11 protein-coding genes and 1 pseudogene are annotated in these 12,849 nt (G+C 53.5%); 6 read left to right on the top strand and 6 right to left on the bottom strand.

What is annotated here, in order from left to right; genetic code table 11:
- Window positions 1-85: 85 nt before the first annotated feature.
- Window positions 86-1,753, bottom strand: a complete 1,668-nt coding sequence (locus KHO07_RS28880) for a sigma 54-interacting transcriptional regulator (RefSeq protein WP_212626160.1) — start codon at window positions 1,751-1,753, stop codon at window positions 86-88.
- 332 nt (window positions 1,754-2,085) lie between these two features.
- Here KHO07_RS28880 and KHO07_RS28875 point away from each other — a divergent pair, with 332 nt between their 5' ends.
- The 5 genes from KHO07_RS28875 (at window position 2,086) to KHO07_RS28855 (ending at window position 6,186) form a co-directional block, all read left to right on the top strand.
- A complete protein-coding gene (locus KHO07_RS28875; protein ID WP_023446884.1) occupies window positions 2,086-2,445 on the top strand; it encodes a DUF485 domain-containing protein in 360 nt (119 codons plus the stop codon).
- Between the two features lie 2 nt (window positions 2,446-2,447).
- Complete coding sequence (locus KHO07_RS28870; RefSeq protein ID WP_212626159.1) at window positions 2,448-3,977, top strand: cation acetate symporter; 1,530 nt, start codon at window positions 2,448-2,450, stop codon at window positions 3,975-3,977.
- Window positions 3,974-4,879: a halocarboxylic acid dehydrogenase DehI family protein gene (locus KHO07_RS28865; protein ID WP_023446886.1), complete on the top strand. Its 906-nt coding sequence runs from the start codon at window positions 3,974-3,976 to the stop codon at window positions 4,877-4,879. Before KHO07_RS28870 ends, KHO07_RS28865 begins: the two co-directional genes overlap by 4 nt.
- A gap of 27 nt (window positions 4,880-4,906) precedes the next feature.
- Window positions 4,907-5,590: a haloacid dehalogenase type II gene (locus KHO07_RS28860; protein ID WP_023446887.1), complete on the top strand. Its 684-nt coding sequence runs from the start codon at window positions 4,907-4,909 to the stop codon at window positions 5,588-5,590.
- 167 nt (window positions 5,591-5,757) lie between these two features.
- Window positions 5,758-6,186 carry a hypothetical protein gene (locus KHO07_RS28855; RefSeq protein WP_023446888.1) on the top strand — a complete coding sequence of 143 codons (429 nt, stop codon included), beginning with the start codon at window positions 5,758-5,760 and terminating at the stop codon, window positions 6,184-6,186.
- Window positions 6,187-6,641: 455 nt separating this feature from the next.
- Here KHO07_RS28855 and KHO07_RS28850 read toward each other — a convergent pair.
- The 4 genes and pseudogenes from KHO07_RS28850 to KHO07_RS28835 form a co-directional block, all read right to left on the bottom strand.
- Window positions 6,642-6,842, bottom strand: a pseudogene (locus KHO07_RS28850) (transposase); the annotation flags it as partial.
- 810 nt (window positions 6,843-7,652) lie between these two features.
- The gene (locus tag KHO07_RS28845; RefSeq protein WP_004574636.1) at window positions 7,653-8,942 is read right to left on the bottom strand and encodes an ISL3-like element ISPpu12 family transposase; all 1,290 of its coding nucleotides are present in this window, start codon (window positions 8,940-8,942) and stop codon (window positions 7,653-7,655) included.
- Between the two features lie 21 nt (window positions 8,943-8,963).
- On the bottom strand, window positions 8,964-9,476 hold the full coding sequence (gene lspA, locus KHO07_RS28840) for a signal peptidase II (protein WP_003821921.1): 513 nt from the start codon (window positions 9,474-9,476) through the stop codon (window positions 8,964-8,966).
- Between the two features lie 3 nt (window positions 9,477-9,479).
- On the bottom strand, window positions 9,480-10,376 hold the full coding sequence (locus KHO07_RS28835; RefSeq protein WP_004364974.1) for a cation transporter: 897 nt from the start codon (window positions 10,374-10,376) through the stop codon (window positions 9,480-9,482).
- Window positions 10,377-10,471: 95 nt separating this feature from the next.
- On the opposite strand from KHO07_RS28835, the gene cadR reads away from it, so the two are divergent.
- Complete coding sequence (gene cadR / locus KHO07_RS28830) at window positions 10,472-10,879, top strand: Cd(II)/Pb(II)-responsive transcriptional regulator (RefSeq protein WP_009403731.1); 408 nt, start codon at window positions 10,472-10,474, stop codon at window positions 10,877-10,879.
- A gap of 181 nt (window positions 10,880-11,060) precedes the next feature.
- Here cadR and KHO07_RS28825 read toward each other — a convergent pair whose 3' ends face one another.
- Entirely contained in the window at window positions 11,061-12,770 is a 1,710-nt protein-coding gene (locus KHO07_RS28825) for a sigma 54-interacting transcriptional regulator (protein ID WP_212626158.1), read from the bottom strand.
- Between the last annotated feature and the right edge of the window lie 79 nt (window positions 12,771-12,849).

Below are 12,849 nucleotides of genomic sequence, written 5' to 3'. Positions count from 1 at the left end.
CGACCCTGCGATGTAGCCCCGGTTGCAGCAATTTTTCACCTTGGCCTTCCATGGGAATTGAAGCAGTCCGTTTTCCTCAACTGTCTCAAGCGTCCGGCCTCATTCGGCGTACGACCGAAGACTGGCTGATTTTCAAATGCTTCGCCGCCGCCCTTGTACTGCCAAAGCGCTCCACGGCTTCAAGTACCAGCTCGCGCTCGAAACGTGCGGTCCTGGCTTTAAGATCGGGGCCAGCTTCATGATCTTCGCTGCGAGTGACGCACAGCTGCGGCGGAAGATAATCGGTGCGGATAAGGGTATCGGGCGAAGTGACGACCAGTCTTTCGATCATGTTACGCAATTCTCTGACATTCCCAGGCCAGTTATAGTCGAGCAGTACTGCCAGCGCCTGCTCGGAAAAGCGTTTGGCGAGGTTGTATTGTCCGTTCAGTTCGTCCAGAAAATGCTGTACCAGAGGCAATATATCCTCGCGTCGTTCGCGCAGAGGCGGTACGTGAATCGGGACTACGTTAAGCCGATAGAAAAGGTCACTTCTGAATTGGCGCGAATCCACCATTGCCTGCAGGTCCCGGTTGGTAGCCGCAACTACCCGAACGCTGACCGCTATAGACCGGGTGCTGCCTAGGCGAACCAGCGTCCTGTCCTGCAGCACCTGCAAAAGTTTTACCTGCAGATCGAGCGGCAGCTCGCCTATTTCATCCAGGAAAAGGGTGCCATGGTTGGCCACCTCAATCATTCCGATCTTGCCTTGGCGCTGAGCGCCGGTAAAAGCGCCGGCGTCGTAGCCAAACAGCTCGGACTCCAGCAGCTCACGTGGTATGGCACCGCAATTGATCTTGACGAAAGGCCCCTCGCTGCGTGAGCTCTCTTTATGAATGAGGCGCGCCATGACCTCTTTGCCGACGCCGGACTCCCCGGTGATCAGCACCGTAGTGTCCACGTGGGAGACTTTCATCGCTAGTGTGCTGATCTGTTGCATGCTTGGGCTGCGTAGGATGATGCCCGCTATAGAGGGACCGTTCATTCGGAGCTGGCTGACCTCCAGAGCATAGCGGCGCAATTTTTCTTGGGCGCGCGCCAGGTCTTCCTGTAGCTGGATAAGCTCGGTCGCATCACGTGAATTGATAATGACCTTACGGACGTTCCCCTGCTCATCGAGCAGCGGGATGCCCGTCACCATGATTGTCTTGCCGATCCGTGTTTCCTGGACTGCTGTGACCCTCTCGCGTGTCGTAATCACACGCGGCGCGATGACTGGCCGGACAAGGCCAGCTCGTTCAAGTTCGAATACATTCTTGCCGATCAGATCGGCCGCCACTATTCCATAGTTTCGCTCGCATCCCTCATTGACCAAAAGCGTCTTGCCCGCTCCATCCGTAATGAAAATACCATCAAACGAGTGTTGGTAAATTTCACGAAAGTCTAGGTACAGCTGTTCTAGCTGTTCCACTTGGGGCGAAAACCTCGCCACTGCCGATGATGGCCAAAACACCAGCGCTCTATCGTCCTGCACCTGATGGCTCGCCACTTGATAGTGCTCACCATCTATTTCAAGTACCGCGTCGTGAAACGTTCCTATTTTCGCCCAGGTCTCCAACTCCGGCTCCTTCCACTGATCAATGGTTAGTCGAAGTCGAGTATGGCGAGAGGACAAGTACTCGTTTATCCAAACGGTTCCCGCTTGGGATACGCCCATGATTCCGATCGGAAGCTGGCTGACGAGAGCGGCGACAAACTCGTTTGTAGAGAACATATGCATCTCTCATTTGTGTACGTGCGACAGCGCTGAATCAGTGATTCATTTGTGCATCACATTAAGTTTCTCTGAAGTGAGCCCGTATGACAACAGCAAGTATCAGTGGAGAAGATCGTCGAGTCGAAACTGACTCAGTTTAGTCATTTTTGAATCGAACTATTCTGGTTTCAGCTCGTAAAACCCCGCTTGGTTAATAAGTAAAGACGAAAAACCCAGGGGAAACAGAAGGTTGCAAATACTGGCACGCGTCCTGCTAAAGCCGTGAACATACCAGCGCCCTGGGCTGGTTAGAAAACAATAAATGCCTAAGAACGGTGAGGAGAATGGACATGACAGCGAAATTTGTAATCTTCGAACAAGAGGCAGTCACCTCAGAAGGGGGCGCGCATAAATCTGGCTCGCCATGCAGCTCGGTGCACTTCCAGGAACTCATGCGAATGAAAAAGCGAACCATTGGGCCACTATTGATCGCCACTCTTGGGTTCTTTTCCGTGATGACTCTTCTGGCGGGCTACGCCAAGGACTTCATGACCATCAAGTTGTTCGGCTCAATGAATGTTGGGTTCAGTCTTATTCTCCTCGCATACGTTATCTGCTGGGCAGGAGCGCTTCTTTACGTTCGTGCCGCCAGTGGACCGTTCGATGCGAAAACCAAACTGGTTATCGAACACAACGAGCGGAGGAACTAACCATGAAGGTCCTTACGTTGGTTATTTTTTGCATCATCCTGGCGCTGACCTTGGTAGTAACTTACTGGGCGGCCAAGCGAACCAATACGGCAAGCGAGTTCTATGCCGCAGGCGGCAATCTCTCTGCGAAGGAAAACGGTTTTGCACTCGCTGGTGACTGGTTGAGCGCCGCGGCATTTCTCGGCATCACCGGGCTCACGGCCTTGTATGGAATGGATGGCTCGCTCTATGCGGTATCGGCGCTCGCAGCCTTCTTGCTGATCCTGATGTTGATTGCCGAACCTATTCGCAACACCGGACGATTCACCCTGGGCGATGTAATCGCCTACCGGATGCGCCGGCCAGAGGCCCGGCTGGCTGCAGTGATCGGTACGACTGTCGTAAACCTTGCTTATATGATCCCGCAGATGGCCGGTGCCGGCGTACTAATGAAGCTATTGCTCGGCGTTCCGTACTCCACTGCTGTGGTATTTGTCGGCATTGGCATGGTGGTCTATGTGCGCTTCGGCGGCATGATTGCCACCACCTGGGTGCAGATCATCAAGGCCGTGCTGCTGCTCACCACCGCGGCGGTGATGGTCGTTTGGCTGCTGTCGAAAGTCGGTTTCAATCCGTTGAATTTATTCTCTGGTGTCGAGGCCAAATATGGCGCGCAGATGCTTTTGCCCGGCAACTATCTCAAGCATCCGCTGGATACCTTTTCGCTCGCTCTAAGTCTGATTGTCGGTACTGCGGGCCTGCCGCACATCATGACGCGCTTCTTCACCGTGCCCGATGCGAAAACCGCTCGCAAGTCGGTCATCTGGCTCATGTTCCTGGCTGGTAGCTTCTTTATTGTAACGACCTTGATCGGTCTGGCATCGGCGATCTTTGTTGGCCAAGATCAGATCCGCGCGGCGGATAAAGGCGGCAATCTCGCGCTGCCGTTACTGGCCCAGTACTTGGGCGGTGGTGCAGGAACGCTCGGTGGCGAGATATTCTTGGCGGTGGTCTGTGCGATTGCATTTGCCACGATATTGGCTGTAGTGGCGGGACTTACGCTAGCAACGTCTGGAACCATTGCCCACGATCTGTACGTCAATGTGATCAAGAAGGGGCATGTAAGCGAAGTAGGCCAAGTGCGTGTTGCTAAGCTCTCCACGCTTGTTGTGGGAGTCCTAGCGATTGGCTTTGGCTTGCTCGCAGAAGGTCTGAATGTTGCCGTCCTGGTAATCCTGGCGATCGCCATCGCGGCATCGGCCAATTTCCCGATCATCCTGCTGTCGCTGTTCTGGCGTCGCTTCAACACTGCCGGAGTGATCGGTGGCGTGGTGGTGGGCGGTATCTCGGCCTTAGGCCTCGCCTATATCGGTCCAGCCTTCATGGGCAAGGACGCTATATTTCCCATCGTCAATCCAACAATTCTTAGCATGCCGCTGGGCTTTCTCGGCGCGTTCCTTGGCACCTGGCTGGGTGGAAGGGATCTGGCGAACGAACAACGTTACGACGAGGTGCTTTTCAAGGCCCATACCGGTGTGGAGGCTAAAAAGTGAACCCGTCTGATAACTGCACCCATCTTCTACTGCCTCGGCCAATTTGCGAGGCAACCATTCTCCCGGTTGCAGAACACCGCGCGGATCAGGAACTAAGCGAAGTCTACCGGGACTTGAAAGCAACTTTCGGTGTGCCCTGGGTCGGGGTTATTACGCAGGCGGTTGCGCACTACCGGCCTTTCTTTGTCGAAGCATGGCGACGCTTCGCGCCGTCAGCGAAAACGCATTTTTTCGAGCGTGCCAGTGATGACATTCGGATCCGATCCTGGGAGCTCATTGCACAGTCTTTTGTCATCGAGGGGCAGACAGGCCGGCTACAGGAGATGGGCTACTCGGTGCGTGAGATTGATCAGATCAGGGCAGTGCTAGATATCTTCGATTACGGCAACCCGAAATACCTGATTTTCGCTACTGCGATCAAGGAAGGCTTGCTGAGCGGCCGCACGTACGGAGGCGTGGCAGGCGATGCGCGCTGTAGTTTTCCGCGCGCCCCGATCTGCCAGATCGAACCGATTCCGGCAATGATTGAGGAGCACCACGCGGGCGAGACTCTCTCGCAAGTCTATGCCGATATCAAGCAGACCCTGCAGTTGCCTTTCATTAACAGTGACTACAAGGCCATGGCGCGCTGGCCGAGCTACCTCGATCTCGCGTGGGATGCGCTAAAGCCCTGCATCGACACGCCGGCCTACCTAGCGGATAGGTCCGAAATTAATGCACAGGCGCTAGCTACGCTCGATGCCTTGCCGATCGCTTACCGGATGAGCCGAGCCGATGCACTGCTGGCAGGGCTCAGCGAGATACAGCTCGATGAACTGATCCAGGTTATCAGCCTCTTTCAGTGGTTACTGTCAGGGCTGGTTTTAAATATCACTCATTTCAAGCAACAGGCGCTCAAATAAGCGCCTTTATATAAAGGAAATAAAACCATGAAAAACATCCAAGGCGCCGTTTTCGATCTTTATGGCACGCTGTATGACGTTAATTCGGTAGCGCAAGTTTGCGAAGAAGTTTATTCGGGCCATGGCGATTCCATCTCCCGCCTTTGGCGGCAAAAGCAACTGGAATATACCTGGCTCAGGAGTTTGATGGGTCGTTACGTCAACTTCGAAAAAGCAACGGAAGATGCACTGCGCTTTACCTGCACGCATCTGGGCTTGTCGCTCGATGATGAAACCCACCAGCGCCTCAGTGATGCTTATTTGCACCTCACCCCTTATGCCGATACAGCTGACGCGCTTCGCCGTTTGAAAGCTGCGGGCCTACCGCTAGGCATCATTTCAAATGGTTCTCATTGCTCGATCGAGCAAGTCGTGACTAACTCTGAAATGAATTGGGCGTTCGATCAGCTGATCAGCGTCGAGGATGTGCAAGTGTTCAAACCTGATAGTCGCGTCTATAGCCTTGCCGAGAAGCGCATGGGTTTTCCAAAGGAAAACATCCTCTTCGTTTCGTCAAACGCGTGGGATGCGAGTGCAGCCAGTAACTTTGGTTTCCCGGTTTGCTGGATCAATCGGCAGAACGGCGCGTTTGATGAGCTGGATGCAAAGCCGACACACGTCGTGCGTAATCTCGCCGAAATGTCGAACTGGCTGGTTAATTCGCTCGATTAATCCATTGCATCTGGATTGGGAGAATCGTCCGCTCAGGGTGAAATCGCGCCGCGGTTTTCCCTGGCGGACATTAGAGCGGAAGATAAATAAGGTGTGCGACGATATCGGCGCCTGTGAAATAGGACCGTAGTCGCACAGTAATAAACTCAAGTATCCGTGGTTATTTTATGTACGGTTACCTTTCCCGACTTTCATTTGGGCGGGCCATCCTCTGGTGCTATCTGATCTGGTACAGCATGGCAATTGTGCTGTATTTCGATTCGTCGCCCGCCCTTTGGTTAACCTCATTTGGGATCGGCTTACTGATGGGCTTTGGCATGCTTGTCACCTTAACCGGGTTTCCATTCATGCCGATAAAGATTGGTCGCTGGCAGGTTTTTCGCTTCTTCTTCATGCCATTTTGTGCGTCCAGCTTTACCGGAACCGCAAAAGAACAAGGGTTTCTCATCATCGCGTTCCCAAAGGCCGGAGAAACCCTGGCGGCTGCACTGGCCTGCGGTTTTTTTTGCCTGTGCGTATTTGGAGCAAAGCAATGGAAGGATCGCACGAAGCAAGAAAAAATCAGAATCGATCGTTCCGAGCCGATCGATACTTAACTTGATCAGCCCATCGGGATAGCAAAACTCGCAGCTGGCGCTCAATCTATGGGGCGCAACGCTTCTAGCGCCGGGAGCCGCCAGTCGCGCCGAGACGGCGTTTCGCGGTCTAGGCAACATACAAAAATGTCTTAGCATTAAAGATCACGGTGCAGGATCGCCAGGGATGGTCTGAAGTGGCCCTGTATTTCCGGCTGACTTCAGCCTCTGTCGATTTTGAAAGTGGTGATTAAACCACGATCCAGTTATCCGCTCATTCCTGAGCTTTTTAGGGAAACTGAAAAAGCCCAATTTTTACGAAATGATAGGTCTGTAATCCGCATGGTTACTGGGCCGCTTTTTTCGAAGGAGGACTTTTTCAGACCATCCTTAGCGACCGCGAGCACTTCGCAGTGGCCATTTCCCACATACACACGCACCTCTCCTGCATTTGCCAGCAAATGTCGGCGCGCCATCTACAGGCTCGACAAGGCAAACAGCATGACCAACTGCAACGTATTCTTTGCCAACCCGCGAAAGCGCACGTTGGTTTAGCCAACCTGCTGCTTGATCACCCGGAACGGGTGCTCGCCTTTGGCGCGCAGTTGAGCCTTGGCCTTCTCGATCTTGCGCTTGGCTTTGTACAGTAGCTGCGTGAGTCGCCGTTGTGATGATTGGCCAATTTCAATCTTTACAACAAATACATTTTAGTAAATGGATGTCTATGATTTCGTGATGAAATCTAGCGGCAGCTCTTGGCCGGAAGCGGATGTCCATGATTCGCAGCTATCGGCCAGAAGTGACGTCCAAGCGCGTCTATCGAAACGCAGACAATTCAGAGTGATAGCCAGCTTCGCAAACAAGGGTTAACTTTCATCTGATCCAGTTACCCTCTACCCTTTCGCCTATAAATATAAGCCGACACGGTGAAACATACACGCTGAGGGCCGGAACGGACGCCATTGCGGCGCTCAACCGTGCGGGACGGATCCGGAGGTTGAGAGGTAGCAGAGCATCACCCGGCCCGGCGGCGGGTCGTCGGGCTTCCGCTTTTATTTCTCCGGGCCTTCATCCACAACTTATATATGCAATTAATTACCAAGAACAAAGCACCGGCGCAAATCCCATAAACGATCGCGATCTCGTAGTTATCACGGAGCTCAGCGGTTGAGTAAACGAAATTTGCAGCGCTCGCAAATACCGCTAGCGCTATGATGCCGCTTACTATCCCTAGGAATAGCTTCTGACGGCCGTATCTCTTCTCAAGATCCTCATAATGAATCTGTAACTTTTCAGTGGTGAGCACATGCTTCTGCTTTATTTCATCCCACTGATTCATCATCTCGATTCTTATTGAATCCAAAGAATGTCGCTGATTACGAAGCAGTAGAGACATAAGGGCAGCGAATACAAGCATGCTAAAAAAAATGGGTATACGGATTTAATGGTTGATGGGGCACCTTCACCCCATCAATCTGATACCACCCTCAGATGGTTGATAGATCGACTCCGTAGTTGAGTTCCTCTGCGAAGTCCGGCAGTCCGTAACCGATGGTTTTCTTGTAGAAAGGAGAGACCTTCGCAGTCGGTGCCTTCTTCTTGTGCTTCGTGGTGTAGAGCATTCGTGCCCGCATCACCTCGAAGGAGTAACCGCGCCCTTCACGGTTCTTGTCCTTGGCCAGTCGGTTGATGGACTCCGTGTAAGCGTTGGTGACGGGCATGTCCGTCTCGAAGTAGGTCATGGTCTCTTCGCGCCAGTTTCCCACTGCCCTGACCAGATCGCTCCAGACTTCCTTTTGGCCCTTCGGGATGGTGGCTATCCACTCGTCCAGGGCGGCTTCTGCCTGGAGCCGTGTGGTGGCGTCCCAGATGCCGTAGAAGCGCTCCTTGTGCTCGTAGGCGGCCAGCAGTTGCGGGAACGCGCCTGTCCAGGTCTCCATGATGAGGCGCTCCCGGTCTGAGACTTCGTGAGCGCGTTTCAGCAGGATTTTCCGGTCTCCCTTGAGAGTCCGGCTCTGGGACGGTTTCAGCTCCTTTCTGAGGCCCTTGCGCACTCTCTCTAGGGCATCGTTGGCCATGCGCACCACATGGAACTTATCGACCACGATACGGGCCTGGGGCAGCACAGCCTTGACCGCTGCCCGGTAGGGGTTCCACATGTCCATGCTGACGATCTCGACCTTCTGCCGGTCTTTCAGCTTCATCAGGTAGTTGGTCACCACGTCCTGGCGGCGGGTGGCCAGCAGGTCGAGCAGGGTTCGCTCCTCAATGTTGGTCAGAATGCAGCGGTAGCGCTTGTTCAGGTATAGCTCGTCAATGCCCAGGATGCGGGGCGTCTCGAAGCGGTGCCAGCGCCCCAGGAACTCGGCGCGGGCGTTGAAGATGTCGCGCACCGTCTTCTCGTCCAGGCCGGTCTGTGCCGCCACAAAGGTGTAGGGGTGGTTGAAGGATTCCTTCTCCACGTACTCATGCAGCCGCAGTGTCATACGGAATCCGTCCACCATCTCCGGTAGCTGGGGCCTGAATGTTGTCTTGCAGGCCCGGCAGGTGTATCGGCGGCGGACCACCCAGAGAGTGACCCGCTTGCCGTGGATGGGCAGATCACGATAGGGAACGTCACGCTTGCCGAACCGTACGAACTCACCCTGCACGCCGCATTCCTCGCAGGCGATGGGATCGGGCACGTCCACCTGGAAGTGCATTTCGTCGTCGGTTGATTTGCAGCCCAGTACTTGGTATTGCGGCAGGTGAAGGATGTTGTCGGGAAGTTCGGTCATGGTGTTGTATAGGCGTAGGTGTCAGTCAGATCCATCCGACTCGGCATTGGTGTTTGCTTTTTTACCCAACAAGCTGCTGGAAACGAAAAGTAAGGCACCGAGGACAATTGCAATATCAGCCAGGTTGAAGGCCGGCCAATGCCAGTCTCGCCAATAGAAATCAAAGGAATCCACAACATAGCCGCGAAAGACCCGGTCAATCAGGTTGCCCATGGCGCCACCGAGGATAAGACTGTAAGCGATGGCTTCTCCTTTATGACGATTTTCAAGGATCAGCTTGATCAGAAAAATCGAGACCACTACCGCGATTCCGATAAAAAAGTAGCGCTGCCAGCCTCCACCATTCGCAAAAAGACTGAATGCGGCACCGGTGTTCCATAGGTGCACCCAGTTAAAGAACGGGGTCACCGAAACATACTCGCCATAGGCCATTGATTGCTGCACCAGCCACTTTACAGCCTGATCAGACGCTGCCAGCAGGCCCGATATGGACAATAGGGCATACGGCGAGAGCTTTTTGCCAATAATGAGCATTATTTAACCCTTCAACGCCAAAATGCGTCTGGCACCGTTAAGTACAATGCCCCCCGCGATGGTGCCGATAATCAGATCCGGATAATTGGAACCGGTCCACGCGACCAGGGCGCCGGCGGTGATGACCCCCAGGTTGATCACCACGTCGTTGGCCGAGAATATCCAGCTTGCCTTCATGTGCGCCCCGCCTTCCCGATGTTTGGATATGAGCAGCAGACAACTGGTATTGGCAATCAATGCGACGAATGCGATAGCCATCATCACCAGCGATTCAGGCTCACTACCGAATACAAAGCGTCTCACCACCTCTACGAGCACGCCCACAGCCAAGATCAGTTGCAGTACACCAGCAAGATGCGCGGCACGTACCTGCATTTTCACGCTATGTCCAACCGCATAAAGGGCAAGCCCGTACACCGCCGCATCGGCAAAATTGTCCAGGGATTCTCCAATCAGGCCGGTGGACCGGGCGATCAGACCGGCAGTCATTTCCACCACGAACAGAAGTGCATTGATGCCGAGCAACCAGCGCAGGGTCCCGGATTCTTGCTTAGCAGAAGCTGCCGAAAACTCGGCGGCCTTGATGGTCTCCGGATTTGCAGCGACGGTTTCCTGAAGCGAGGCGCCTAGCCCCAAGGTCTTCAGTTTCGAGGTGACGGGCTCGACCTCGCCGTCATGCACGACCTTCAGCCGGCGGTTCGACAAGTCGAAGGACAGCGCCCGAATCTCCTCAAAGCCGTTCAGGGCTAGGCGAATCATTCGTTCTTCTGATGGACAGTCCATCTTCGGCACGGCATAAACACTGACCCATCTCCCTGGCGCCTCGGAGGAGGCCTGTATATCGGTATCCGCTGCGGACGTTGCATCACCGCCACAGGCGCCACCACAGGATTTGCTCATGATACGACTCCATTTGAACAATGTTGTGGTACCATTTAAAACTATAAAGCTACTATAAGGTCAATAGAGTAAAGAATCCGTTGGGGAGGAGGCTGATGCGCATTGGTCAGTTGGCGCAGTTGGTAGGGGTCGAAACACAGACGATCCGCTTCTATGAACAGCAGGGCTTGTTGCCGCCGCCTGATCGGCAGGACAACGGTTACCGTGTCTATACCGAGAAGCATGGTGAGGGGCTGGCCTTCATCCGTCGCTGCAGAATCCTGGGCCTGTCACTGGCTGAGATTCACGAACTACAGAGCTATGAGGACGACCCTCATCAGCCTTGTACCGCCGTCAACGCCTTGCTCGATGATCACATCTCTCATGTGCGGTCGCAGATAACCGCTCTGCAAGCGCTTGAGAAACAACTCGTTTCACTGAGAGCGAGTTGCAACGATGACCGGGAAGTTGAGGCGTGTGGGGTTCTTGCTGGAATTAGCGAAGGAAACATGCACCAGCAGTAGGTGAAGCATCAACCAGATAATCCGATGAGATGCCGGTCTGTCTCACTCTCATGCAAAGGTAAGATCAACCATTTAATCCGCTTACCCCATTAAACAACCGAATTTGGCCTGACAATCACGCACCTCAAACCGGGAACTTTCAGATCAGATCGCAATTACTAAACGTTGCAGAAGGAAGATGTTAGTCGGCATTCAAATCGCTGGCTTCAGCATCCATGCGCAGCTTTCTCTTGACGGTTGACTCGCTGATGGCTAAATTTTTGGCCGCTTCACTAATGCTTCCATACTTGTCGATGGCGGCCCGGGCAAGCTTTCTTTCGTACGCCGCAACGGCCGCCTGGAAATCCAAGCCTGCAGAGAAGTCCTCAGAAAATCCAGGCGCTAGCTTCTCCGGAAGTGAGTTTGTGCCAATGATATCGGTGGGTGAAATTACCACTAAACGTTCCACGAGGTTGCGCAGCTCTCTCACATTGCCCGGCCATGAGTGCTCCAAAAGCTGCTGCATGACGCCTTCGGAAAATCGCTTAGAAAAGTGATGGCGCTTGTTAAACTCGGCGAGGAAATGCTCCAGAAGTGGAACAACGTCTTCTTGCCGCTCCCGCAGAGGCGGGACTTTCAGTGGCACTACGCTTAGGCGATAAAAAAGATCTTCTCTGAAGGTGCGCGCGCGCACTAACTCTTCCAGATCGCGATTCGTGGCTGCAATTACCCGAAAATCAACATGGACCGTAATGGTGCCGCCAACACGAGTGAAGGTTTTATCCTGCAAGACCTGTAACAGTTTGACTTGAAGGTCCAACGGCATCTCGCCGATTTCATCTAGAAAAAGCGTTCCCTTGTCAGCGAGCTCAAGCAGGCCAGGCTTTCCCTGCTTATTCGATCCGGTAAATGCGCCTTTTTCATAGCCAAACAGTTCCGACTCAAGCAATTGTTCAGGAATGGCGCCACAATTGATCTTGATTAGCCGGCCTTCCTTTCGGTCACTTTCATTGTGTACCAGCTTGGCGATCACTTCTTTTCCCACGCCGGATTCACCGGTGATGAGTAATGCCGTATCGACCTTGGCCAGTCGTTGCGCCAAGTGTAAGACGTAGCGCATCTTGTCGCTTTTCCAGACGAATCCATCAATCTGCACGGTGCCGCTTTCGCGTCGCAGCCGCTCCAGTTCGGACTCGTAGCGGGCGATATTTTTTTCAGCCTGATTGAGCTGCTCGCGTAGCTGATGCAACTCAGTCATGTCGCGTGAATTGACAATCACTTTTCGCACCTTCCCGCTTTCGTCGAAAAGCGGTATGCCGGTCGCGAGCACACTTTTGCCGGTATTGGTTTTATGGACCACCGTGATCCGTTTTCCGGTCGATATGACTCGCCATGTAATGAGTGGCTTAGCGTAGCCCCGACGCTCGAGTTCTCTCGCATCTTGGCCAATAAACTGGTCCCGACTGACACCGTAAGCACGCTCGAATCCCTCGTTCAGCCATAAGGTTTTACCTCTGCCGTCGGCGACATAGATGCCATCGTAGCAATTGTGAAAAATCTCTAGGAAATCCTCGTATTTCTGCCGCAATTCCTGCAGTTCTGGATTGCGCAAGTCCATGTAGGCCACGGGAACAAGCAGGGTGACCTTTCCCTCATCAGAGGGCAGTTGATCGCGGTAATAGATCGCGCCATCAATATTTACCCACCGGTTACCATTGTTCGGTTCTGTCGTGATCATGCTCACCATCAATGCATTTTCCTGCTCTAGTTGCGCCAATGAATCGTACCGGCCGCCAAACAAGCTTCGGGCGACGCGATTCATTGCCAAGATCGTGTCACCATGCACTTCCACAACACCAATCGGTAATGCATCCAGGACGGTGCTAAGAACGTCATAGGTTGATTTGCTCATCCTCATATTTCCTTTAAGAGATTGCTTTGTTGTGGGTGCGCTCTTTTGGTGACTTATTGATTAACCATAGGCGCAATTG

This window comes from Pseudomonas sp. PP3 (genome assembly GCF_905336995.1).
GTDB classification, from domain to species: Bacteria; Pseudomonadota; Gammaproteobacteria; order Pseudomonadales; family Pseudomonadaceae; genus Aquipseudomonas; species Aquipseudomonas reinekei.
The sequence above is the reverse complement of the archived record's forward strand: the minus strand, read 5'-3'. Positions and strand labels throughout refer to the sequence as shown.